This window comes from Streptomyces lincolnensis (assembly GCF_001685355.1).
GTDB lineage: Bacteria > Actinomycetota > Actinomycetes > Streptomycetales > Streptomycetaceae > Streptomyces > Streptomyces lincolnensis.
In genome coordinates this window covers 4,208,810-4,231,341 of the sequence record NZ_CP016438.1, presented here as the reverse complement: position 1 = coordinate 4,231,341, position 22,532 = coordinate 4,208,810, and the positions used below count along the sequence as shown (strand labels likewise).

The following is a 22,532-nucleotide window of genomic DNA, read 5'->3' as shown; positions in this document are numbered from 1 at the left end:
GGCCGGGTAACCGTTCCTACGGTTCCGTAACCTACGGCATCGTAAGTATGGCAGCGCGATACGCCTCGGCAAGAGCCCGACCACCTGCGCCGCAGCGCGGACACCTATCCTTGTGTCGGTCGGACAGCGCGGTCCGCTCTCAATTCTTCCCTCTCGGACGAGCTTCAACACTGCAAGGAGCCGCACCTGTGAGCAGTGCCGACGACCAGACTGTGTCCCAGATGACCACCAGTAGTGAGTTGCGAGCCGACATCAGGCGACTGGGCGATCTCCTGGGCGAGACCCTTGTCCGCCAGGAGGGTCCCGAGCTGCTCGAACTGGTCGAGAAGGTCCGCCGCCTCACCCGCGAGGACGGTGAGGCAGCCGCCGAGCTGCTGCGCGGCACCGAACTCCAGACCGCGGCCAAGCTGGTCCGCGCCTTCTCCACCTACTTCCACCTGGCCAACGTCACCGAGCAGGTCCACCGGGGCCGCGAACTGCGCGCCCGGCGCGCCGCCGAGGGCGGCCTCCTCGCCCGCACCGCCGACCGCCTCAAGGACGCCGACCCCGAGCACCTGCGCCAGACGGTCGCCAACCTCAACGTTCGCCCGGTGTTCACCGCCCACCCCACCGAGGCCGCCCGCCGTTCGGTCCTCAACAAGCTCCGCCGCATCGCCGCGCTCCTTGAGACCCCGGTCATCGCGTCGGACCGCCGCCGCCACGACACCCGCCTCGCCGAGAACATCGACCTCGTCTGGCAGACCGACGAACTGCGTGTCGTCCGCCCCGAGCCCGCCGACGAGGCCCGCAACGCCATCTACTACCTCGACGAACTCCACGCCGGCGCCGTCGGCGACGTCCTGGAGGACCTGACGGCCGAACTGGAGCGCGTCGGCGTCAGGATCCCCGACGACACCCGCCCCCTGACCTTCGGCACCTGGATCGGCGGCGACCGCGACGGCAACCCCAACGTCACCCCCCAGGTCACCTGGGACGTCCTGATCCTCCAGCACGAGCACGGCATCAACGACGCCCTGGAGATGATCGACGAGCTGCGCGGCTTCCTGTCGAACTCCATCCGCTACACCGGCGCCACCGACGAGCTCCTGGACTCCCTCGGCACCGACCTGGAGCGCCTGCCGGAGATCAGCCCCCGCTACAAGCGCCTCAACGCCGAGGAGCCCTACCGGCTCAAGGCCACCTGCATCCGGCAGAAGCTGGAGAACACCAAGACGCGCCTGGCCAAGGGCATCCCGCACCAGGAGGGCCGCGACTACCTCGGCACCGGCGAACTGCTGGCGGACCTCACCCTGATCCAGACCTCGCTGCGCGAGCACCGCGGCGGCCTGTTCGCCGACGGCCGCCTGGACCGCACCATCCGCACCCTGGGCGCCTTCGGCCTCCAGCTCGCCACCATGGACGTACGCGAGCACGCCGACGCCCACCACCATGCCCTCGGCCAGCTCTTCGACCGCCTCGGCGAGGAGTCCTGGCGGTATGTGGACATGCCCCGCGAGTACCGGGCCAAGCTGCTCGCCAAGGAACTGCGCTCCAGGAGGCCGCTGGGCCCGACCCCGGCGCCCGTCGACGCGGCCGGCGAGAAGACCCTCGGCGTCTTCCAGACCGTCAAGCGGGCCCTGGAGGTCTTCGGACCCGAGGTCATCGAGTCGTACATCATTTCGATGTGCCAGGGGGCGGACGATGTGTTCGCCGCCGCCGTGCTGGCCCGCGAGGCCGGCCTCGTCGACCTGCACGCCGGCTGGGCCAGGATCGGCATCGTGCCGCTCCTGGAGACCACGGACGAGCTCAAGGCCGCCGACACGATCCTGGAGGACATGCTCTCCGACCCCTCCTACCGGCGGCTCGTCGCCCTGCGCGGGGACGTCCAGGAGGTCATGCTCGGCTACTCCGACTCCTCCAAGTTCGGCGGTATCACCACCAGCCAGTGGGAGATCCACCGCGCCCAGCGCCGCCTGCGCGACGTGGCACACCGCTACGGCGTGCGGCTGAGGCTCTTCCACGGCCGCGGCGGCACCGTCGGCCGCGGCGGCGGCCCCTCCCACGACGCGATCCTCGCCCAGCCCTGGGGCACCCTGGAGGGCGAGATCAAGGTCACCGAGCAGGGCGAGGTCATCTCCGACAAGTACCTCGTGCCGTCGCTGGCCCGGGAGAACCTGGAACTCACGGTCGCCGCCACCCTCCAGGCCTCCGCCCTGCACACCGCCCCCCGCCAGTCCGACGAGGCCCTGGCCCGCTGGGACGCGGCGATGGACGTCGTCTCCGACGCCGCGCACGCCGCGTACCGCAGGCTCGTCGAGGACCCGGACCTGCCGACGTACTTCCTCGCGTCGACGCCGGTGGACCAGCTCGCCGACCTGCACCTCGGCTCACGGCCCTCCCGCCGCCCCGGCTCGGGCGTCTCCCTCGACGGACTGCGCGCCATCCCGTGGGTGTTCGGCTGGACCCAGTCGCGGCAGATCGTGCCGGGCTGGTTCGGTGTGGGCTCCGGCCTGAAGGCGCTGCGGGAAGCCGGTCTCGACACCGTGCTCGACGAGATGCACGAACAGTGGCACTTCTTCCGCAACTTCATCTCCAACGTCGAGATGACGCTCGCCAAGACCGACCTGCGGATCGCCCAGCACTACGTCGACACCCTCGTCCCCGACGAGCTCAAGCACGTGTTCGACACCATCAGGGCCGAACACGAACTCACCGTCCGCGAGGTCCTGCGCGTCACCGGCGAACAGGAACTCCTCGACGCCACCCCGGTCCTCAAGCAGACCTTCACCATCCGCGACGCCTACCTGGACCCGATCTCCTACCTCCAGGTCACCCTCCTCAAGCGCCAGCGCGACGCCGCGGCCGCCGGCGAGAGCCCCGACCCGCTGCTGTCCAGGGCCCTGCTCCTGACGGTCAACGGCGTGGCCGCGGGCCTGCGCAACACCGGCTGAGCACCCTGTCGCACACGACGGTGCCCCCGGCCTTCACCAGAAGGCCGGGGGCACCGTCGTAGGGAGAATCAGGCGCTACGACGACGGCGGAACACCAGGTAGCCGCCCGCCGCGACCAGCGCCGCCGCGAGGCCCGACAGCAGGCCGACCGGGGCGCCGCTGCCGGTCTCCGCGAGGTCGCCGGAGGCACCGCCCTGCGGCGACGGCGACGCGGCCGTCCCGGCGGAGGAGGTCGAGGACGGCTCGGGAGAGCCGTCGTCCGTCCCCTCGCCCGGCGTGGACGCGGAGGCGGACGGAGCCGTCGACGGGGACGCGGACGTGCCCGGCGTCGAACCGGGGCCACCGCCCTCCTCCTCGCAGTCCGTCCAGAACACCTTGTGCTTGGCGGCCCCCTTCTCGCCGTCGAAGTTCCAGAACAGCTTGTAGTGCCCGTCGGGCAGCGACAGATCCTGCGTACGGCCGTGACCGTCGCCGTCCAGCGTGATCGCGCCGGACTTCACGGTCTCGCCCTTGACGGCGGCCGTCGGCGCCCAGGCCTCGATGTGCCAGTCCACCTCCTGGACCGCGTCGAAGCCGAAGGCGTCGAGGTAGAAGGTGCACACGTGCGGCTCGTTCTTGCGGAGCTCCTCGCCGGTGGAGGCGTCGTGGATCTTCACGGTGCCGTTGTCGCCGGGAGGGGTCGCGTGCGCGGAGGGGACGGCCAGGAAGGCCGCCGTGGCGACGGCGCACAGCGCGCCGGCGCGGGAGAGGGTTCGCATGGGCAGTGATCCATCTTCGAGATGTGAACGGGAAGATGTGGAGGGGGCGGCTCAGCTTCCAGCTCGCACTGACCGCCGGTCAATCACGAACAGGCAACACTCGATCCCCCCACAGGAATCGAGAACGCCGAAACCCCTCAGATCGTCACGAACGCGGCCGTCAACAACGCGACGCCCGACCCCGCCAGCACCCACGCCACCCGCGTCCGCCGCAGCCCACCGGCCACCACCACCGACGCCAGCAGCAGCGCGCCGCCCATCGGCACCCAGGAGTACAGCACCCCGGCCGGACCCGACCGCACCACCTCACCGGTACCGGGCTTCACCACGACCGTGTAGGTCTGCCCCTTCCGGACGGCCGCGGTGTGCTCGATCACCACCCGCTCCCGCGCCGGCGACCCGGACGAGAGCGGCGTGTACGGCCCCGTACAGGTGTCCGCACCGCACCGCGTCACCTCGACCGTGCCGCGCTCCCGCCCCTTGGTCAGCATCACGTACTGCGCCGACCCCCAGGACCCCCACACCCCCGCGATCAGGATCAGCACGGCCACCGCCCCCATCGCCGCCAGCCGCCCGAACCGCAGCGCGGCGGACGAGACCTGACGGGCCTGGCGTGCTTGACGGGCCTGACGGGAGGAGGTGGCTGTGGCAGGCATGGCGGGGATCATTGGCCATGCCCGCTCGGTCAGTCAAACACCGGGGGTGACAAGTCAGGAGTTGTACGTGCTTTGCGCCCGCTCCAGCCCCTCGATCACCAGACACTCCACCGCGTCCGTCGCCCGGTCCACGAAGTAGTCCAGCTCCTTGCGCTCCGCCGACGAGAAGTCCTTCAGCACGAAGTCCGCCACCTGCATACGACCCGGCGGCCGCCCGATCCCGAACCGCACCCGGTGGTAGTCGGCGCCGAACGCCTTCGTCATCGACTTCAGCCCGTTGTGCCCGTTGTCACCGCCGCCCAGTTTCAGCCGCAGCACCCCGTAGTCGATGTCCAGCTCGTCATGGATCGCCACGACGTTCGCCACCGGCACCTTGTAGAAGTCCTTCAGCGCGTTCACCGGCCCGCCCGACAGGTTCATGTACGACATCGGCTTCGCCAGCACCACCCGCCGGCTCCCCGGTCCCGGCGGCCCGATCCGCCCCTCCACGACCTGCGCCTGCGCCTTGCCGGCCCGCTTGAACCGGCCCCCCACCCGCTCCGCGAGCAGATCGGCCACCATGAAGCCGACGTTGTGCCGGTTGGCCGCGTACTCCGGCCCCGGATTCCCCAGCCCCACGATCAGCCAGGGGGCGCCTGCATCGGTCGTCACGTCCATCTCTCCTTGATATGCGCCAGCCGCCGTCCCCGACGGGAACAGCGGCTGACGAAACGGCGAAGGCGAGGATCAGGCCTCGGCGGACTCTTCGCCCTCGGCGTCCGCGGCGGCCTCCTCGGCCTGCGCGGCCAGGACCTGGAGGACGACGGTGTCACCGTCGACGCCCAGCTTGGTGCCCGACGGCAGCGGGATGTCCTTGGCGAGGATGGAGTCGCCGGCCGACAGGCCCTCGATGGAGACCGTGACGGACTCGGGGATGTGCGTGGCCTCGGCCTCGACCGGAAGCGCGTTCAGGACGTGCTCCAGCAGGAAGGCGCCGGGGGCCAGGTCGCCCTCGGTGTGCACGTAGATCTCGACGTTGACCTTCTCGCCGCGCGTGACCAGCTGAAGGTCGACGTGCTCCAGGAAGCCCTTGATCGGGTCGCGCTGCACGGACTTCGGGATCGCCAGCTCGTCCGACTTGCCGTCGATGTCCAGCGCGATCAGGACGTTCGGGGTACGCAGCGCCAGCAGCAGCTCGTGGCCCGGAAGGGTCAGGTGGATCGGGTCGGAACCGTGACCGTAGAGAACACCGGGAACCTTGCTGTCACGGCGGATACGGCGGGCCGCACCCTTGCCGAACTCGGTACGGGTCTCGGCGGCGATCTTCACCTCGGACATAGGGATCACTCCTCGTAGAGATAGAGACGGACGTGGTCACCCGGCCACGAACGGCCTGCTACGAAGAGCGCGTCGATAACGGACAGCCGGTCCACCGTCGTAGAAACGGAGAACGGCCTCCCTCGCCGAGCAACTTCAGCAGTCTACTCGGAGCGGGAGGCCGCACCCAAAACGATCTCTACTGCTCGTCGAACAGGCTCGTCACCGAACCGTCCTCGAACACCTCACGCACCGCGTTGGCGACCGTCGGCGCGATCGACAGCACCGTCAGCTTGTCCAGGTCCCGGCCCAGCTCGCTCGGCGTCGGCAGCGTGTTCGTGAACACGAACTCGCTCACCCGGGAGTTCTTCAGCCGGTCCGCGGCGGGACCGGAGAGCACACCGTGCGTCGCCGTCACGATGACGTCCTCGGCGCCGTGCGCGAACAGCGCGTCGGCCGCCGCGCAGATCGTGCCACCCGTGTCGATCATGTCGTCGACCAGGACGCACACGCGGCCCTTCACCTCACCGACCACCTCGTGCACGGTGACCTGGTTGGCGACGTCCTTGTCACGCCGCTTGTGCACGATCGCCAGCGGGGCACCCAGTCGGTCGCACCAGCGGTCCGCGACCCGCACCCGGCCCGCGTCCGGCGAGACCACCGTCAGCTTGCCCTTGTCGACCTTCGCGCCCACGTAGTCCGCCAGCAGCGGCAGCGCGAACAGATGATCCACCGGACCGTCGAAGAATCCCTGGATCTGGTCCGTGTGCAGATCGACGGTCAGGATGCGGTCCGCGCCCGACGTCTTCATCAGGTCCGCGATCAGACGCGCCGAAATCGGTTCACGCCCACGGTGCTTCTTGTCCTGCCGCGCGTAACCGTAGAACGGCACGATGACCGTGATGGAGCGGGCCGACGCACGCTTCAGCGCGTCGATCATGATCAGCTGCTCCATGATCCACTGGTTGATCGGAGCCGTGTGGCTCTGGATCACGAAGCAGTCCGCACCTCGCGCCGACTCCTGGTAGCGGACGTAGATCTCGCCGTTGGCGAAGTCGAAGGCCTTGGTCGGAACCACCCCGACACCCAACTGCTGGGCGACCTCCTCGGCAAGCTCGGGGTGGGCGCGGCCGGAGAAGAACATCAACTTCTTCTCGCCGGTCGTCTTGATCCCGGTCACAGCACTGTCTCCTCAGAGGTGTCTCAGCCGGCGGACGGAAGATCGCGCCGCTGGGCGCGGCGGGCCGTCACAGCTGGTCGGGTGCGGGTGTGCACTTATCACGGTACGACGACTTCGGCGCACCTGTTTCCGGTCAGCCTTCGCGCTCGCCCTCCCGGGAAGCCGCCTCCGCGGCCTTCGCCGCAGCGCTCCCCGGACGCTTCCGGGCCACCCAACCCTCGATATTCCGCTGCTGGCCACGGGCCACGGCCAGCGAACCGGGCGGCACATCCTTCGTGATCACGGATCCCGCCGCGGTGTACGCGCCGTCCCCGACCGTGACAGGAGCCACAAACATGTTGTCCGAACCCGTGCGGCAATGCGACCCCACCGTGGTGTGGTGCTTGTCCTGCCCGTCGTAGTTCACGAACACGCTCGCGGCACCGATGTTGCTGTACTCACCGATGGTCGCATCACCCACGTAGGACAGATGCGGGATCTTCGTCCCCTCCCCGATGGAGGCGTTCTTCGTCTCGACGTACGTCCCGATCTTGCCCTTGGCCCCGAGCCGGGTCCCCGGCCGCAGATACGCGAACGGACCCACGCTCGCCTGCGGGCCGACCTCGGCGCTGTAGGCGACCGTGTTGTCGACCCGGGCCCCCGCGCCCACACGGGTGTCCGTCAGCCGGGTGTTGGGGCCCACCTCGGCGCCCTCGCCGATGTGGGTGGCCCCGTGCAGCTGGGTCCCCGGGTGGACGACCGCGTCCTGGTCGAAGGTGACGTCGACGTCGACCCAGGTGGTCGCCGGGTCGATGACCGAGACGCCGGCGAGCATCGCCCTCGTCAGCAGCCGGTCGTTGAGGATCCGCCGGGCCTCGGAGAGCTGCACGCGGTTGTTGATCCCCGCGATCTCGCGGTGGTCACCGGCGACGGAGGCACCGACCCGGTGCCCGGCCTCCCGCAGGATGCCGAGCACGTCCGTCAGGTACTCCTCGCCCTGCGAGTTGTCCGTCCGCACCTTGCCGAGCGCGTCCGCGAGGAGCTGCCCGTCGAAGGCGAACACCCCCGAGTTGATCTCCCGGATCGCCCGCTGCGACTCGCTCGCGTCCTTGTGCTCGACGATGGCCGTCACGGCGCCCGACACCCCGTCCCGCACGATCCGCCCGTAGCCGGTCGCGTCCGGGACCTCGGCCGTCAGCACGGTCACGGCGTTGCCGTCGGCGGAGTGGGTCGCGGCGAGGGCCCGGAGCGTCTCACCGGTGAGCAGGGGGGTGTCCCCGCAGACGACGACAACGGTCCCGTCGACGGACCCGCCCAGCTCTTCGAGCGCCATCCGTACGGCGTGCCCCGTCCCGTTCTGCTGCGCTTGCACGGCGGTGCGTACGCCGGCGTCGGTCTCCGTCAGATGCGCGGTGACCTTCTCCCGGGCGTGGCCCACGACCACGACCATGTTCTCGGGCTCCAACTCCCGTGCGGCGGCCAGTACATGGCCCACGAGGCTGCGTCCGCAGATCTCGTGCAGGACTTTCGGTGTGGCCGACTTCATACGGGTGCCCTCACCCGCTGCGAGAACGACGACGGCTGCCGGGCGAATGGCGCTCACGGGGTTGCCCTTCGGCTTCTGGGGAGGGGGTGGACATCCGCAGGATACCGGGGGGTTTCGTGGGGGATATGAGTGCGGGCCCTGACGTTGCTGTCAGGGCCCGCTGGTGTTGGGCTCCCGGGGAAGGAATCGAACCCTCATTCAATGGACCAAAACCATTTGTCCTGCCTTTAGACGACCCGGGATGGTTCGCCTTTTATGTCCGATTTTCTAGATCGGTGGTAAGCGCAGCCCCTACTATGCCGTACCACCAGCCTTCGATGCGACGGTACAGGTCCGAGCTTTGCCGCACGGTGAGTGCGAGGCAGCCGCGGTAGTTCTCGCCGGTGTTCTTGCGTACGGTCTTGGGGTTGTGTCGCTTCAGAGCGGTCTTGCCGAAGGTGCTGCGGTCCGCTTGGACCAGATCGGCCCAGAATGCCTCGGCTGATTCCACGTCGGCCGACTCGTGGATCATCACGTGATATCTGATGCGGTCTCGTTCCACTTCGACTAGGTCGAGCCAGGCCAGGAAGAGCCTGATCATGTTGGGATCACTGTTGACGAAGATGACGCGTTCGCGCCGGGCGTGGGGCTTGTCCTTGGTTCCCTCGGCCCAATAGAGGGCGACTCCCGCGATGAGCAGCTCGCGCTCGGACAGGTCACCGATGGCGGTGGCTGCGGCCTGCTTGGTCTGTTGCCGCTCCCTTTCGCGTTTGCTCAGCGTCGCTTCCCAGCCCCGCCTGGCGATTGCCGAGGCCTCTTCCCGAGTCCGTTTCCGTTCCGGCTTCGGCAGGTCCCGTACCCACAGTGAGATCGAACTCTTCGAGCAGCCCAGTTCCACCTGGATCTGGTCGTAGGTCCAGCCCTGGAGTCGGAGTTCCCTCGCCCTGTCTCGGAGGTCGTCCTTCGCGTTGGGGCGCTTCGTCCATTCCGGCGGGGGCTCGCCCTCCAGGAGGCGGTTGAGGATGTCGTTGTTGTCGACGTGGAGGCGGTCGCGGATCTGGCGTCGGCTGAGGCCTGCGCGCCGCAGTGCGGTCGCCTGTTCGCGCAGGCCTTCGAAATCCGCGTACTTGCCCTGTGAATGTGCCATGGGCATACCGTCCGGGCGGAATCGTCGCTTCCGGGGTCGAACAGGGGATGGTTCAGCAGTTCGAGGGATATCGGGTTGTTTCGTGTTCGGGGGGTCACGGGGTGTGGTGTAGGCCAGTCACGGAAACTCGCCGGAAAAGGGACGGTGGACGCCCGTAGGCTGGAGGCATGACCACGACGGGGGAAGACGCCGAGACGGCCCGGGGAGGGCCGTGGTGGTGGACGCGGTGGCGAAGCGCGGTACTGGATGTGGGCCTGGCTTTCGTGTCCGCGCTGGAGTGCGGCGTGGAGGGGGTCCGGTTCGCGGACGACGCGGGGATCCCGATGGTCGCGGGGATCACGTTCGGGGTGATGGCCGGCTGGGTGCTGCTGATCCGCCGGCGGTGGCCGATCGCCGTCGTGCTGGTGTCGATCGCGATCACGCCGGCCCAGATGGGCTATCTGATGGGCATCGTCGGCCTCTACACGCTCGCCGCGTCGGAGCTGCCGCGCCGGATCATCGCCTCGCTGGCGGGGATGTCGCTGGTCGGGATGCTGATCGTGATGTTCGTGCGGGTGGGGCGCAGTCCCGGCCGGGCGAATCTGGATCTGGGGGACTGGTTCGTTCCGTTCATCTCGATCACGACGGCGATCGGGATGACGGCACCGCCGCTGCTGCTCGGCATGTACGTGGGGGCGCGGCGCCGGCTGATGGAGAGTCTGCGGGAGCGGGCGGACAGTCTTGAGCGGGAGTTGCAGCTGCTGGCCGAGCGGGCCGAGGAGCGGGCCGAGTGGGCGCGGGGCGAGGAACGGACGCGAATCGCGCGGGAGATGCACGACGTGGTGGCCCATCGGGTGAGCCTGATGGTCGTGCACGCGGCGGCGCTTCAGGCGGTCGCCCGGAAGGATCCCGAGAAGGCGGTGAAGAACGCCGCGCTGGTGGGTGACATGGGGCGGCAGGCGTTGACCGAGTTGCGGGAGATGCTCGGGGTGCTGCGCAGCGGCAGTGAGAGCGGCCCGGTGCGGGGACGGAGTGTGCCGTTGGCCGCGGTGGGGGCGGCGGCCGCGGCGGCGGCTTCGCGGGCGGTCGGCGACGAGGGTGCGGCGGAGGGGCCGTGTCTGTCGGACCTGGATGTGCTGGTGGGGCAGTCGGCGGCCGCGGGGATGGTCGTGGAGCTGTCGGTGGAGGGCGACTCCCGGACGTACGCGGCGGAGGTCGAGCAGACGGCGTACCGGGTGGTGCAGGAGGCGTTGACGAACGTCCACAAGCACGCGGCGGGGGCGAAGACGCGGGTGCGGTTGGCGCACCGCGGGTCGGAGATCGCGATGCAGGTGGAGAACGAGCCGCCGGGTGAGGTGTCGCCGTCCGCGGCCCGGTTGCCGTCGGGGGGGAACGGTCTGGTGGGGATGAAGGAGCGCGTCGTCGCCCTGGGCGGGGTGTTCGTGTCGGGGCCGACGGAGGCGGGGGGTTTCCGGGTGTCGGCGGTGATTCCGGCGGCGTAGGCGGGGGGTTCTGGGTGTCGGCGGTGATTGCGGCGGCTTAGGCCGTCTTCTCCGGGTGCCCGGCGCGGCCTGCCTTTTCCCGGTTCCGGGTTCCGGGTTCCGGCGGTGATTCCCGCGGCGTAGGCCGTGTTCCCGGGTTCTCGGCGGGGGGTGCGGGCCTTGTGGGGCCGCCTTCCGAGACCCGTCGTCAGCCCGCGGTGAGGCGGGTGGGGGTGGTGCCCGAGACGAGGCAGACCAGGGCCTGGTCGAGGTCGGGGCCGAGGTACCAGTCACCGGTGTGGTCCAGCGCGTAGACGCGGCCCTCGGTGTCCATGGCGAGCAGGGCCTGGGTGTCGGTCTCGGCGCCGAGCGGGCAGACCTCGGTGTCGAGGGCGCGGCCGAGGTCGCCGAGGGTGCGGGCCATGTGGAGGCCGTGCAGGGGGTCGAAGTGGAGGTTGACGGGGGCGACCTGGCGACCGGTGCCCGCGGGGGTGAGATGGAGTCCGCCGAATTCGGCCCAGGCCTCGACGGCGGCGGGGAAGACGGCGTGCCGGTGTCCGGCCGGTGAGGCGTGCTCGCGGAGGGCGTCGGCCCAGATCTCGGCCTGTTTTATGTCCCAGCGGCCGGGGTGCCAGCCGGCGGCGCGCAGGGCGGCGTCGACGGGGACGGCGAAGCGGGTGGTCGAGGTGCGGTCGGTGTGCATCTGCCCTTCGTTCGTCGAGGTCATGGGATCGCGGCGCGGCGCCGGTGGAGGCCGCCGCGGTGCGGCTTGCTCTGCGTTGCGGTGTGCGGTTGTGGATCGTCGTGCGTGGGGGTGGGGTCAGCGCTCCGTCGTGGGATCGACGATGTAGACGCCGAAGTGGTCGCTGAGGGCCGTGCAGGCACGGCAGGGGGCGGCGAAGCTGCCGTGCAGGGGGTCGCCGTCCTCGCGGATGCGCCGGGCGGTGAGTTTCGCCTGCTTGAGGGCTTTGCGGGCCTCGCCGTTGGTCATCGGTCTGCGGGCGGCGCGTTTGCTGCGGGTGGCGTCGACGGCGGCGATGTGGCGCGAGATGAGCATGGTCTCGGCGCAGCGGCCGGTGAAGCGGTCGCGCCGGTCGCTGGGCAGGGTGTCGAGGAAGTCCTGGACGAGCGGGTGCAGGGCCGGGGGCTGGTCGCCGCGGGCGGCGGTGCCGGTGAGTGTGGCGCCGCGGACGGAGAGGGCGGCGGCGATGGTCGGGAGTATGCCGTCGCGACGGTGACGCAGGGTGGGCGTGTGCGGGGTCTCGGCGCTGCTCCAGCCGACCCGGGGGTCGCCCGAGGCGCCGTGGTGGTGGGCCGTGCGGCCGGCGTTCCTGGGATCGCCGGGCGTACCCGGCCGCGGTCCCGGGTGTGGACCCGTCTGCGTCGCATTCATGATCATCATCCCCTCCCGAGCATCCCCCGGATGCCACAGACTGCCAAATGCCGTGGCTGGTGCGGAAGCTGGGGCGCTGCGACACGCCCGGGTTTGGGCGGTCCGTCACGACGGGGTGACGGCAGGTCACGGAAGCGGAGGGGTGCTGACCGGTGCCCGGTGACCGGTGTCGTCGTACCGCATAGGCTGTCGGCACCGCGATCCACGCGGTTGACGCGTGGAGACGGAGGAGTCAGTCCATACGGGGCGTAGTGGCCGAAGAGGGTCACTGCGGGCCGTACCAGAGTGCCGCAGGGGGCAACCGCCATGACGACAGGTCGGCTCGGGCAGCAAGCCGCGCCGCCGAACGCGGCCTACGCCGGGCAGGTCGTGCATTTCCCGGATCCGGTCCGGGCGGCCCGTCACCCCAGAGGGGTGCGGGTGGACGAGCACGGCTACCCCGACTTCTCCGCGTACGCGCGTGCGGCCGTGGAGATCGCCGATCCGCCGGAGGGTTTCGGCGTCGACGAGCTCAGGCTGACGGACTACGTGTCGGCGAACGCGGCGCTGGCGGCGACCGGACACGACTTGTGGGACACGGTGCCGGCGGTGGCGACACCGCACGGCTGGACGTGGCATCACGTGGTCGGTTCGCGGCGCCTGGAACTGGTCCCGGTCGAGGTGAAGGCGTTGCTGCGGCACCACGGTGGTGTCGCGACGGCGGCGGTGGACCAGGGCAAGCGGGGCACACGGCCGTTGCAGGAGACGCGTCCGGCGCATTTCGGGCTGCCGAAGTCGGGTGTGGCGGTGACCGAGTCGCAGGTGCTGGGCGTCGAGGAGGACCTCGGGTACCGGCTGCCGGGCGCCTACCGGTCGTTCCTGAAGGCGGCCGGCGGGTGCGCGCCCGTGGGGGCCGCCCTGGACGCCGAGTTGGGGCTGCTGGTCGACCAGCCGTTCTTCACGGTGCGTGACGAGGCCGCGGTCAACGATCTGGTCTACGTCAACAAGTGCCTGCGGGACCATCTGACCAAGGACTACCTGGGGGTCGGTTTCGTGCAGGGCGGTTTGCTGGCCGTGAAGGTGAAGGGCGACCGGGCCGGTTCGGTGTGGTTCTGCGCCTACGACGACGCGCGGGACGTGGACCCGTCCACGCCGCCGGCGGAGCGGGTGGAGCGGTTGCTGCTGCCGTGCGGTGAGGACTTCGACGGGTTCCTGTCCCGGCTGGCGGGCAATCCGCCGGAGCTGGAGACGGTGGCGAACCTGATGGTGGACGGCGGGTTCGCGCGGTCGGTGCCTGCGGGGGCGTCCGCGGCGGCGTCCTCGGCGTCCGCGTCTTCGGTGGGGGAGTGAGCTGGACGATGGTGACCTTCGCGCAGGCGCAGGAGCGCGCCGAGGAGTGGATCAACGGAGACGTGCCGGCGTACCAGCACCGTGAGGTGCGGGTGCGGGAGTTCGATCTCGGGTTCGTGGTGTGGGCCGAGGACCGCGCGGACGGGCCGCGCTCCGACGGCGGCGCGCAGCGGCTGGTGATCGCCCGGGACAGCGGCGAGGCCACGCTGTGGCCGTCCCTGCCGGTGGGCGAGGTGATTCGCCGGTACGAGGAGGAGTACGGCCGTGCCGACGAGGTCGCCGACGCGGTACCGGCGCCCGCGGCCCGGGTCGACCTCAATCAGACGTCGTTCCTGCTGAGTCCGCCGGAGTGGTTGCAGGAGGCGGCGGACAAGCTGGGGATTCCGGACCGGCGGGGTGCGGGCGCGGGTGCCTCCGGCGGGGCTGCGGGGAATTCGCTGCCCGAGACGCAGGCCGGTGTGCCGGGGTCGGGCGCGGCTGCCGCCGCCTCCGCTTCGCCGCCGTTCCCTCCGGCTCCCTCTCCCTCCCCTTCCCCTTCTTCCTCCGGGCCCTCCGGGGCGCCGGGTGTGCCGCCCGGGGCCACTCCGTGGGCCGGGACGGACACCAACGCCGGTACGGAGGAGGACCGTTCCGTGCCGTTGCCCGCGACCGTGTTCTCGCCGCCGCTGAGCGGTGACGAGGCCGAGGACCGGCCGCCCGCGGCGACGCCGGACGCCCAGACCGCGCTGATGTCCGGCGGCAGCCGGCTTCCGTCGACAGCGGTCGCTCCGGCGGTCGACGACCCGAACGCACCGAACGCCCCGGGCACGACGCCGCCTCCGCCTTCGCCGGCTGCGTCTGCCTACGGCTATCCGCAGGGCCCGGGCCCTGGTGCCACACCTCCGCCTCCGCCCGCGCCGCCCGCGTCGTCGTACGGCTATCCGCAGGCTCCCGGGGCCGCTGCTCCGGGGGGTGCTCCGGGGGGTGCTCCGAACGCCGCGGACATCGCCGATGCCGCGACCAGCAAGGCGGCGCCTCCGCCGCGTCGGCCGGGCTCCAACCCGCCGCCTCCGCCGGGTGCGCCCGGGGTGCCGGGAGCGGGACAGGCGGGCACGCCCGCACCGCCCGGGGCGCCGGGTGCGCCGGCGGGTGGGTATGTGCCGACGCAGCTCGTCTCGTCTCTCGGTCCGGACGGACCTGCGGGACCCGGTGGGCCGGTGGCTCCCGGCGCGCCCAACCCGCCCGGCGCTCCGCATCCTCCCGGTGCTCCCGGAGTGCCCGGTGGTACGCCGCCGGGTGGGGTTCACCATGCCGCGACGATGCTGGCCGATCCCGGGCGGATGGGCCCCGGCGGGGGCGGGCCGCAGCCGCCCGGGCCCCCTGGCGCTCCGGGTGCCCCCGGCGCCCCGGGAGCTCCGCATCCTCCCGGCGCTCCGGGCACGCCCGGTGCTCCCCAGCCTCCCGGCGCCCCGGCCGGTCCTGGTGCGCAGGGCTCCTCCGGGGGTCCGCGTGGGGCCGTGCATCACGCGGAGACCATGCTGGCCGGGCCCCCGGTGGGCGGTCCCGGTGTGCCTCCACCGCCGCAGGCCCCCGGGGTTCCCGGGGCCCCCGGTGCGCCCGGTATGGCTCCCGGCGCCCCCATCGCGCCTCCCGGTGCGCCGCAGCCGATGCCGCCCGGGGCGATGCCTCCGCCGCCGCCCGGCTCGATGCCCCCGCCGGGTGCCGTGCCGCCGGGTGCGATGCCGCCGCCTCCGCCGCCGGGCCCCGGGCAGCAGCCGTCGTACGGCTATCCGCCGCAGGGGCAGCCGACGGTCGGCCCCGGCTACCAGGCCGTGCTGCGCTACCGCGCGCAGGACGGGTCGGAGCAGCAGCTGATCCGGCGTTCGGCGCCGGGGACGCCGCACCCGGAGTGGCAGATCTTTCACGAGCTGCGCGCGATGAACGTGCCGCCGGACCAGGTGCTTGAGCTGCACACCGAGTTGGAGTCGTGCGAGCTGCCGGGCGCGTACTGCGCGCGGATGATCCGGGAGCAGTGGCCGCAGGCGCGGATCACCTCGATCGCGCCGTACGGCACGGATCACGCGAGCCGGCAGCAGGGCATGCGGCAACTGCTCGCCCACCAGGGCGAGTTGCACCAGGTCGCCGACGGGCCCGCCCGTCCGGCCCCGGTGCGGGCGCCGTTGCAGCCGGTGCCGCCGGTTCCGCCGGTTCCCCCGGAGGCGATCGGGCAGGAGCTGGCGGGTGCGTTCGGGCCGGGGATCTTCCGGTTCGAGCAGGCCGCGGTGTCCCGGCAGGGCGTGCCGCCGGTGGTGGCGCACTCGCTGGTGGCGGCGGGGCTGCCGATGGACATGGGGCCGTTCTTCTGGGCACAGGCCCAGCCGGGGCGGCCGGTGCCGACGCTGGCGGAGCTGGCGGCCGAGCGCGGGGTGCAGCCGGCCCCGGACGCGGGCTCGTACCTCGTCATGGGCAGCGACTTCGGCCGGGCGATCTGCGTGCAGTACGGCACGGCGAACATCGTGGCCGTGCCCGTGGAGGCGGGGCCGGGCGGTGCGTCCGTGCCGCCGCAGTTCGTGAACACGGGGCTGCCCGAGTTCCAGCGGTGCCTGGGGTTGCTCGGCCGTATGTGGCGGCTGCGCTTCGGTCTGAACCAGGAGCAGGCGGGCCGTTGGACCGTCGACTTCCAGGTCCAGCTGGCCGCCCTCGACCCGGCGGCGCTCGGTTCGCCGGAGAGCTGGTGGTCGGTGCTGCTGGAGCAGATGTGGGACGGGCTGCTGTGACGCCCCGCGCCTGAACAGCCTGCTTGCCGCACAGGAACGCGCAGGAACACGCAGGATCGTGCGTGAAGGGCCGGACCCGGTCGTGTGACCGGGTCCGGCCCTTTCCTGTGCGGGCGTGACCGTGCTCTGTACGTGCGTGGCCGTAACCTGCGCGCGGAGTGTCGCGTTATGAACACTTCCGTCCGATATATCAAGATGTGCGCGCCGGCATCGTGCCGCGTCCGTTCGGCGGAGAGGGGTTCCAGGATGAGCAGCGCAGCGGCGTCGTCCCATGGGTTCGTGGCCGGACGGGGGCGCGGTTACCGCCCCGACCAGGTCGACGCGTACGCCCGTGCCCTGTCCCGGGACCGCGACGACGCCTGGGAGCGCGCCGCCCGGCTGACCGTCCTCGCCAAGGAGATGGAGGCGGAGGCCGTGGGGATGCGGGAGGTCGTGGGCCGGCTCGCCCCGCAGACCTACGAGTCGCTCGGCGAGGGCGCGCGGCGGCTCTTCGCGCTCGGGCAGGAGGAGGCCGACGCCGTGCGGGAACGCGCCCGGCGGGAGGCGCGGCGGGTCGTGGAGGAGGCGCGGGCGCACGCGGACGGCGTGCGTGAGGCCGCCCGGGCGGAGGCCGACGCCCTCGGTACCGACGCCGACGAACGTGCCGAGCGGCGCCTGCTCGCGGCGCGTGCCCGGGCGGACGAGATCCGGATCTCCGCCCGGCGCGAGGTGAAGGAGGGGCGCTCAGAGGCGCTCGCCGCGTTGCGCGAGGTACGGCAGCGCACCACCGCGATGCTCTCCGAGCAGGCCGGGGAGCAGGCCGAGCGGTTGGCCGAGCTGGAGGACTCCGCGCGGGAGCGGACCGCCGCGGTGGACGCACGCGTCGCCGAGCGGGTGGCCCGCGCCGAGGCCGCGCTGTCGGAGGCCAAGCAGGCATTCGCCGCGGCGGAGTTCTCCGGGCGGGAACGGCAGGAGGAGGCCCGGCTGCGGGCGGCGGAGATCGTCGCCGAGGCCCGGGCGCGGGAGGAGCGGATCGCCCGGGAGACCGAGCGGGTGCTGCGCGAGCACGGGGCGAGGTGGGACGACATGCAGGCGCAGATGGAGCACGTGCGAAGCAGCTTGTCGGCGCTCACGGGACGGGCCGCGACGGAGTGAGGCTTCCCGCGCCAGGGGTGCGCTGCGGCGGGTCGCGTCCCGCGAGGTGGTGTAAGCGATCGTGCGCCTTGCCGTCCGGTATCCGGCTCGCGACGATCTCTCCGCCGGGCGCGTCACGCGAAGGCGCCCGATCAGACGCCGGGAGGGCGCCAGTCGGCCGAAGTGCCCGGCGTGACCTGCGAGTTCCGGTCCGCTGATCGGCTACACCACCCGGCGGGACGCCATCCTGAGGCGGACGCCCGCCTGCCCGCGGTGGTGCGGGCGTCAACTCCGCGTCGTCAACTCCGCGTCGTCAACTCCGCCTCAACTCCCCTTCCGCACCGCCCCCGCCAGGATCCACCCCTCCACCGCCTCGTACTGCTTCCTCTGCTCCTCCGACTTCCGCCGGCCGGAGGCCACCGTGCCCAGCCAGCCGAGGAGGAATCCGGCCGGGATGGAGACGAGGCCGGTGGTGGTGAAGGGGAAGAAGTTGAAGTCGGCGCCGGGGAAGGCCGATACCGGGGAGCCCGAGACGAGGTTGGTGCCCGGCATCAGGACGAGGACCACCGCGGAGCCGCCGATGAGCGTGCAGAGCAGGCCCGTTCGGGTGTAGCGGCGCCAGAAGAGGCTGTAGACGAGGGCGGGGGCCAGGGCGGAGGCGCCGAGGCAGAAGGAGAGGGTGACCAGGGGCTGGAGGCTGCGGTGCTGGACCAGGGTGGCCAGGATGATCGCGGGGACGCCGACCGCCAGGGCCGACAGGCGGGCCAGCAGCATCTCGCGGCGTTCGGACATCTCGTGCGCGCGGGCCGCGAAGACGTCGTGGGCGAGGGAGTTGGCGCAGGAGAGGATCATTCCGGCGACCGAGGCGAGCAGGGTGAGGAAGATCGCCGTCGTGACGGTGGTGAAGAGCAGGGTCTCGGCGGTCGAGACGTCCTCGCCGAACGCCGCCCGGGAGCCCAGCAGATAGGCCGTGTTGCCCTGCGGGTCCGCCCCCGCGATCACCTCCCGGCCGATCAACGCCGTGGCGCCGAACCCCACGACGGTGATGACCAGGACGAACAGCGCGACCGACGCCACCGCCCAGGACATGGAGCGGCGCACCTGACGGGCGCTGGAGGCGGTGTACATGCGCATGGTGACGTGCGGCAGACAGCCGCCGCCGAGGACCACGGCCAGCTGTGCGGTGATCATGTCGAGGCGGGGATGGGGACCGCCGGCGAACTGCAGGCCCGAGCTGAGGAAGGCGGAGCCCACCCCGCTGTTGTCGGCCGCGGTGTCGAACAGCGTGCTTGGGTTCCAGTCGAACCGGTTCAGGATGAGTACGGAGGCGACGGCGCCCGATCCGAGCAGCATCACGATCTTCAGGATCTGGATGAGGGCGGTGCCCTTCATCCCGCCGATCGCCGCGTAACTGATCATCAGCGCGCCCAGGCCGATGATGCAGCCGGTCTTCAGGGAGTCGCCGGAGAAGCCGAGGATGAACGCCAGCAGCTGCCCGGTGCCGGCGAGTTGCACCAGCATCAGCGGCAGCAGCGCGGCGAGGGTCACCACGCACGCCGTCATCCGGACGGCGCGGCCGGGCGTCCGCCGGGTCAGCGCGTCGCCCATGGTGAACCGGCCCGCGTTGCGCAGGGGTTCGGCCAGCAGGAACATCAGCAGCATCAGCGACAGGGCCGTGCTGAGGGCGAGGACGACGCCGTCGTAGCCGTAGAGCGCGATGACGCCGCCGGTGCCGAGGACGGTCGCGGCGGAGATGTAGTCGCCCGCGATGGCGAGGCCGTTGCGCATCGGGGAGAGGGAGCCGTAGCCCGTGTAGAACTCGTCGAGGTCGTCGCTGTCGGGGCCGGTCATCACGCACAGCAGGAGGGTGATGGTGGCGACCGTGGAGAACGCCACGAGGGACATCGCCTGCGAGGAGTCGTCGAAGCCGGTCATCGCCGTGCCGCCTCCTCCCGCTTGGCGTTCAGCGCGGACTCCTTGCGGATGCGGTCCGCGAGGGGGTCGACGTGACGGCGGGCGGTGTGCTCGTAGAGGCCGACCGCCAGCCAGGTGACGGGCACCTGGATCAGGGCGAGCAGCAGACCGGTGGGCAGTCCGCCGGCGACCGTGCCCGCCATGAAGGACGGCGCGAACGCGGACAGGATCAGGAAGAGCGTGAAGTAGCCGAGCGCGGTGAGCGTGGCCGTGCGCCGCTGCCAGCGGTAGGCGCTGCGCAGGAGCCGCAGGTCGCTGTGGTGCCCGAGCGCGGTCCGGTGGCGGGGCCGTCGCTCGACGGGCTCGGGCGGGGCGGGCGGCTGCCACGGGTAAGTGGCGTACGGCGGTGGGTCGTAGGACATCCCGGTACTCCTTGGGCGAACGGAGTGACGCACGCTACTCGCAGGTAGGCACGACCGAGAAGGGTTTCACCAAACTGATTGGTCGGTATGCGCTTACTTCGCTGACCTGCGGTGTTACCGCCGTTAACTCTGATTTTTCGCCGCCCCGAACGCCTACGCCGGGTACCCGGGCGCCTACTTCAGGTGCACGAGCGCCACGCTCTTGGGCACCTGCCGGCCACCGTCGGAGCCGCCTCCGGAGCCGTCTTCGAGCACCGCGCCGAACGACAGCCGCCGGTCCACCCGGCGCGGCACCGAACTCCCCGCCGTCACCACGAAGTCGACGCCCGCACGCCCCCGGGCGGCCACCCGCACCCGCGTCCCCGCGCGCGCCCGCACCGACCAGCCTCCGCCCGGCGAACCGGCCGTCACCGTCACGGTCCGCGCCTCGGCGGAGAAGTTGTAGACCTCGACCCGCATCCGCGTACGGCGGCCCAGGCGGTAGCCGTACGGCGCCGGCGCGTCCCCGTCCTCCTTGCCGGGGGCCGCGTCACGGGCGGAGAAGCGCTGGACGAGCACGATGTGCTCGGCGTCGGAGAGGGTGCGGGCGGCCGACTCCGGCGCGGGGGACGGGCCCGCGCCACGGGAGACGACGTAGAGCGGGTCGGGCGAGGCGGTCAGCGGGCCGCTCCCGCGCAGGCGGCGGCCCATGATGTCGTACGCCGTCCCCCGCAGCCCTACGCGCACCGGCCGGGGCGCCCAGACCACCGTGACCAGCTCGCCGCGTCCGGTGTCGAAGACCAACCCCCGGGCCCCGGCGGGCAGTCGGCGGGCCGGGCCGACGAAGTGGGCCGCGCCGAGGAGGGAGGTGAGCGCGGCGAGGGCGCTGTAGGCGGGCAGCGGGTCGAACGCGCGGTCCAGCAGGCCGAACCAGACGCCGTCGTCGTACAGGGGCGGGGCCGCGAACCAGAACTGGCGGGCGTTGCCCGCGGCCAGTCCCTCCACCATGGAACGCACCACGTAGCGGGCCTGGACGGCCTGTTCGGCGGGTGTCAGATCCTGTCCGGGGCGGGCGGTCTGGAACGCGCCGCACTCCGTCATCCACAGCGGCACGTCCGCGCCGTGCCGGCGGGCGAGGGCGTGCTGTTCGTCCGCCGCGCCCGGGAACTCGGGCTCGCCGGGTCGGGCGGGGTCGGGGTAGCCGTGGAAGGCCCACGCGTCGGCGTAGCGGACGACGTCGTTGGCGAGCATCAGGTCCTGGAAGGGGCCCGTCTGGGCGATGCCGGGCAGGACCACGAGCGGGGGATTCTCCGCGGCGTCCTTGATGCCGAGTGCCGCCGCCTTCACGAACGCGGCGTGGGCGTCGCCGGTGGAGCGGGTGGTGTCCACGTCGGGCTCGTTCGACAGCTGGAGCGCCTCCGGGGCGGCCGCGGCCAGCCGGCGGGCGTAGCGGTAGGCGTGCCTGAGGTCCGCCGGGAGCGGCAGGGACGCCTCGGTCATCGCCCACTCGGGCGCCGGTGAGAGCACGTCGAGGACGGCCAGGCCGTGGGCGCGCAGCGTGCGGGTCGCGCGGTCGTGGTGCGCGGTGTCGTAGCCGCCCGGCGTCGGCTCCACGGCCGGCCAGGACTGGCCGTCGCGCACCCAGCCCGCCCCCATGTCCCGCATGGCGGCGGCGAATTCGTCCAGCCGGGACGGCGGGAGCAGGGAGGCCGCCCAGACGTTGACGCCGAAGCGGCTCGCCGCGCCGGTCGGCGCCGGGCGCACGGGCAGGCGCGCGAAGGCGCCGCCCACGCCGTCGGCGTCGACGCGGTAGTGGCCCGGCGGGAGGTCCTTGGGCAGGGCGACGGTCGTGCCGGTGGCGCCCTCGGGGATCGTCGTACGGCCGGTGGCGACCCGGTGGCCGAAGTGGTCGGTGACCGTGTAGCGCACGGGGTGCGGGCGGCGGGCGCGGCCGTCCAGGGTGAGACGGAGGCGGGCGGGTTCGTCGGCGCGGTGGCGGGCGACGGTGGCCGTGCGCAGGGCCGGGTGGCCGGGGCGGAGGCGGAGGGTGAAGCGGTCGAGGGTGAGGACGTAGGCGGTGGTGGTGTCCAGGACCGTCTTCTCGTCGACGCGGAACGTCAACGTGTCGGTGCCGCCGCGGAGTTCCACCTCGCCGAGGTCGAGGACGGACAGGTCGCCCCAGGCGGGCGGTGAGTCGTACCAGTGGGGCTGGGCGTGGTCGAGGTCGGTGAACGGGCCGTCGCTCACGGCCAGTCGGAGGTACGAGGCCACCGCCTCGGTGTGCGGGGTCTCGACCGGGGCGGTCGCCACGGCGGTCAGCGCGTACACGCCGGCCTCGGGGACGCGGACCCGGTAGGTGGCGTACCAGCCGGACGGCTCCGGTGGCCGCTCGGTCGTCAGCAGGGCGAGGAGACGGCCGCCGGAGGCGCGGCGGTCGCGCACGACCGGGATGTTGGTGCGTGCCGCTGACTCGCCCTGCACGGTGATCACCGGCGGTCCGGCCGCCTTCGTCCCGGCGGCCCGCGCCGTACCGGCTCCCGTCACCACCGCCGTCGTCGCTCCGAGGCCCGCCGCCATCGCCGTACGCCTGTTGAGATCCATGCATCCAGCAGACGCCGACGAGGGCGGGGCGGGCGTCCTGCGTGGGGAGGGGGCGACCCTGGTTTCGTGTCCGGGTCGGTACGATGCGCCGGTT

The 22,532-nt window shown here is 71.9% G+C and carries 17 protein-coding genes and 1 tRNA gene; 5 read left to right on the top strand and 13 right to left on the bottom strand.

Annotation, left to right across the window (positions count from 1 at the left end; genetic code table 11):
* Positions 1 to 188 precede the first annotated feature (188 nt).
* The gene (gene ppc / locus SLINC_RS18640; protein ID WP_067434109.1) at positions 189 to 2,930 is read left to right on the top strand and encodes a phosphoenolpyruvate carboxylase; all 2,742 of its coding nucleotides are present in this window, start codon (positions 189 to 191) and stop codon (positions 2,928 to 2,930) included.
* Positions 2,931 to 2,998: 68 nt separating this feature from the next.
* Here ppc and SLINC_RS18635 read toward each other — a convergent pair whose 3' ends face one another.
* The 8 genes from SLINC_RS18635 to SLINC_RS18600 all read right to left on the bottom strand — a co-directional run bounded on the left by SLINC_RS18635 (position 2,999) and on the right by SLINC_RS18600 (position 9,471).
* Positions 2,999 to 3,688 (bottom strand): LPXTG cell wall anchor domain-containing protein, encoded by a 690-nt coding sequence (locus SLINC_RS18635; RefSeq protein ID WP_067434106.1) that lies wholly within the window; start codon positions 3,686 to 3,688, stop codon positions 2,999 to 3,001.
* A gap of 137 nt (positions 3,689 to 3,825) precedes the next feature.
* Positions 3,826 to 4,356: a hypothetical protein gene (locus SLINC_RS18630; protein ID WP_107406631.1), complete on the bottom strand. Its 531-nt coding sequence runs from the start codon at positions 4,354 to 4,356 to the stop codon at positions 3,826 to 3,828.
* Between the two features lie 42 nt (positions 4,357 to 4,398).
* Positions 4,399 to 5,001: an aminoacyl-tRNA hydrolase gene (gene pth / locus SLINC_RS18625; protein ID WP_067434100.1), complete on the bottom strand. Its 603-nt coding sequence runs from the start codon at positions 4,999 to 5,001 to the stop codon at positions 4,399 to 4,401.
* A gap of 69 nt (positions 5,002 to 5,070) precedes the next feature.
* Positions 5,071 to 5,661, bottom strand: a complete 591-nt coding sequence (locus SLINC_RS18620) for a 50S ribosomal protein L25/general stress protein Ctc (protein ID WP_067434097.1) — start codon at positions 5,659 to 5,661, stop codon at positions 5,071 to 5,073.
* A 178-nt stretch (positions 5,662 to 5,839) separates the two neighbouring features.
* Positions 5,840 to 6,820: a ribose-phosphate diphosphokinase gene (locus tag SLINC_RS18615; protein ID WP_067434094.1), complete on the bottom strand. Its 981-nt coding sequence runs from the start codon at positions 6,818 to 6,820 to the stop codon at positions 5,840 to 5,842.
* A gap of 133 nt (positions 6,821 to 6,953) precedes the next feature.
* Entirely contained in the window at positions 6,954 to 8,402 is a 1,449-nt protein-coding gene (gene glmU / locus SLINC_RS18610; protein WP_079164596.1) for a bifunctional UDP-N-acetylglucosamine diphosphorylase/glucosamine-1-phosphate N-acetyltransferase GlmU, read from the bottom strand.
* 114 nt (positions 8,403 to 8,516) lie between these two features.
* Positions 8,517 to 8,587: transfer RNA gene (locus SLINC_RS18605), tRNA-Gln, on the bottom strand.
* 11 nt (positions 8,588 to 8,598) lie between these two features.
* Entirely contained in the window at positions 8,599 to 9,471 is an 873-nt protein-coding gene (locus tag SLINC_RS18600) for a hypothetical protein (RefSeq protein ID WP_067434088.1), read from the bottom strand.
* 167 nt (positions 9,472 to 9,638) lie between these two features.
* Between SLINC_RS18600 and SLINC_RS18595 the strand changes: the two genes are divergently transcribed.
* Complete coding sequence (locus SLINC_RS18595) at positions 9,639 to 10,952, top strand: sensor histidine kinase (protein ID WP_067434085.1); 1,314 nt, start codon at positions 9,639 to 9,641, stop codon at positions 10,950 to 10,952.
* 187 nt (positions 10,953 to 11,139) lie between these two features.
* On the opposite strand, the gene SLINC_RS18590 is transcribed toward SLINC_RS18595, so the two are convergent.
* Both SLINC_RS18590 and SLINC_RS18585 read right to left on the bottom strand, forming a co-directional pair.
* Positions 11,140 to 11,634: an SUKH-3 domain-containing protein gene (locus SLINC_RS18590; protein WP_067434082.1), complete on the bottom strand. Its 495-nt coding sequence runs from the start codon at positions 11,632 to 11,634 to the stop codon at positions 11,140 to 11,142.
* Between the two features lie 117 nt (positions 11,635 to 11,751).
* Positions 11,752 to 12,333, bottom strand: a complete 582-nt coding sequence (locus SLINC_RS18585) for a YwqJ-related putative deaminase (protein ID WP_067434079.1) — start codon at positions 12,331 to 12,333, stop codon at positions 11,752 to 11,754.
* 297 nt (positions 12,334 to 12,630) lie between these two features.
* Here SLINC_RS18585 and SLINC_RS18580 point away from each other — a divergent pair, with 297 nt between their 5' ends.
* From SLINC_RS18580 to SLINC_RS18570, 3 genes are all read left to right on the top strand, one after another.
* Entirely contained in the window at positions 12,631 to 13,653 is a 1,023-nt protein-coding gene (locus SLINC_RS18580) for an SMI1/KNR4 family protein (protein ID WP_079164595.1), read from the top strand.
* Positions 13,654 to 13,661: 8 nt separating this feature from the next.
* Positions 13,662 to 16,409: an SUKH-4 family immunity protein gene (locus tag SLINC_RS18575; RefSeq protein ID WP_067434076.1), complete on the top strand. Its 2,748-nt coding sequence runs from the start codon at positions 13,662 to 13,664 to the stop codon at positions 16,407 to 16,409.
* A gap of 246 nt (positions 16,410 to 16,655) precedes the next feature.
* Positions 16,656 to 17,543, top strand: coding sequence for a cellulose-binding protein (locus tag SLINC_RS18570; protein WP_067434073.1), 888 nt, complete (start codon positions 16,656 to 16,658; stop codon positions 17,541 to 17,543).
* A gap of 303 nt (positions 17,544 to 17,846) precedes the next feature.
* Here SLINC_RS18570 and SLINC_RS18565 read toward each other — a convergent pair whose 3' ends face one another.
* From SLINC_RS18565 to SLINC_RS18555, 3 genes are all read right to left on the bottom strand, one after another.
* Positions 17,847 to 19,457: a sodium/solute symporter gene (locus tag SLINC_RS18565; RefSeq protein WP_067434070.1), complete on the bottom strand. Its 1,611-nt coding sequence runs from the start codon at positions 19,455 to 19,457 to the stop codon at positions 17,847 to 17,849.
* Entirely contained in the window at positions 19,454 to 19,858 is a 405-nt protein-coding gene (locus tag SLINC_RS18560; RefSeq protein ID WP_067434067.1) for a DUF485 domain-containing protein, read from the bottom strand. The genes SLINC_RS18565 and SLINC_RS18560 overlap by 4 nt, the downstream gene beginning before the upstream one ends.
* A gap of 174 nt (positions 19,859 to 20,032) precedes the next feature.
* Complete coding sequence (locus SLINC_RS18555; protein WP_067434064.1) at positions 20,033 to 22,438, bottom strand: hypothetical protein; 2,406 nt, start codon at positions 22,436 to 22,438, stop codon at positions 20,033 to 20,035.
* Between the last annotated feature and the right edge of the window lie 94 nt (positions 22,439 to 22,532).

Bases quoted from the DNA above. Each gene is read 5' to 3' on its own strand.
- SLINC_RS18635 (WP_067434106.1), bottom strand. From the start codon at position 3,688: ATGCGAACCCTCTCCCGCGCCGGCGCGCTGTGCGCCGTCGCCACGGCG.
- SLINC_RS18630 (WP_107406631.1), bottom strand. From the start codon at position 4,356: ATGATCCCCGCCATGCCTGCCACAGCCACCTCCTCCCGTCAGGCCCGT.
- pth (WP_067434100.1), bottom strand. From the start codon at position 5,001: ATGGACGTGACGACCGATGCAGGCGCCCCCTGGCTGATCGTGGGGCTG.
- SLINC_RS18620 (WP_067434097.1), bottom strand. From the start codon at position 5,661: ATGTCCGAGGTGAAGATCGCCGCCGAGACCCGTACCGAGTTCGGCAAG.
- SLINC_RS18600 (WP_067434088.1), bottom strand. From the start codon at position 9,471: ATGGCACATTCACAGGGCAAGTACGCGGATTTCGAAGGCCTGCGCGAA.
- SLINC_RS18595 (WP_067434085.1), top strand. From the start codon at position 9,639: ATGACCACGACGGGGGAAGACGCCGAGACGGCCCGGGGAGGGCCGTGG.
- SLINC_RS18590 (WP_067434082.1), bottom strand. From the start codon at position 11,634: ATGCACACCGACCGCACCTCGACCACCCGCTTCGCCGTCCCCGTCGAC.
- SLINC_RS18585 (WP_067434079.1), bottom strand. From the start codon at position 12,333: ATGATGATCATGAATGCGACGCAGACGGGTCCACACCCGGGACCGCGG.
- SLINC_RS18580 (WP_079164595.1), top strand. From the start codon at position 12,631: ATGACGACAGGTCGGCTCGGGCAGCAAGCCGCGCCGCCGAACGCGGCC.
- SLINC_RS18575 (WP_067434076.1), top strand. From the start codon at position 13,662: ATGGTGACCTTCGCGCAGGCGCAGGAGCGCGCCGAGGAGTGGATCAAC.
- SLINC_RS18570 (WP_067434073.1), top strand. From the start codon at position 16,656: ATGAGCAGCGCAGCGGCGTCGTCCCATGGGTTCGTGGCCGGACGGGGG.
- SLINC_RS18565 (WP_067434070.1), bottom strand. From the start codon at position 19,457: ATGACCGGCTTCGACGACTCCTCGCAGGCGATGTCCCTCGTGGCGTTC.
- SLINC_RS18560 (WP_067434067.1), bottom strand. From the start codon at position 19,858: ATGTCCTACGACCCACCGCCGTACGCCACTTACCCGTGGCAGCCGCCC.
- SLINC_RS18555 (WP_067434064.1), bottom strand. From the start codon at position 22,438: ATGGATCTCAACAGGCGTACGGCGATGGCGGCGGGCCTCGGAGCGACG.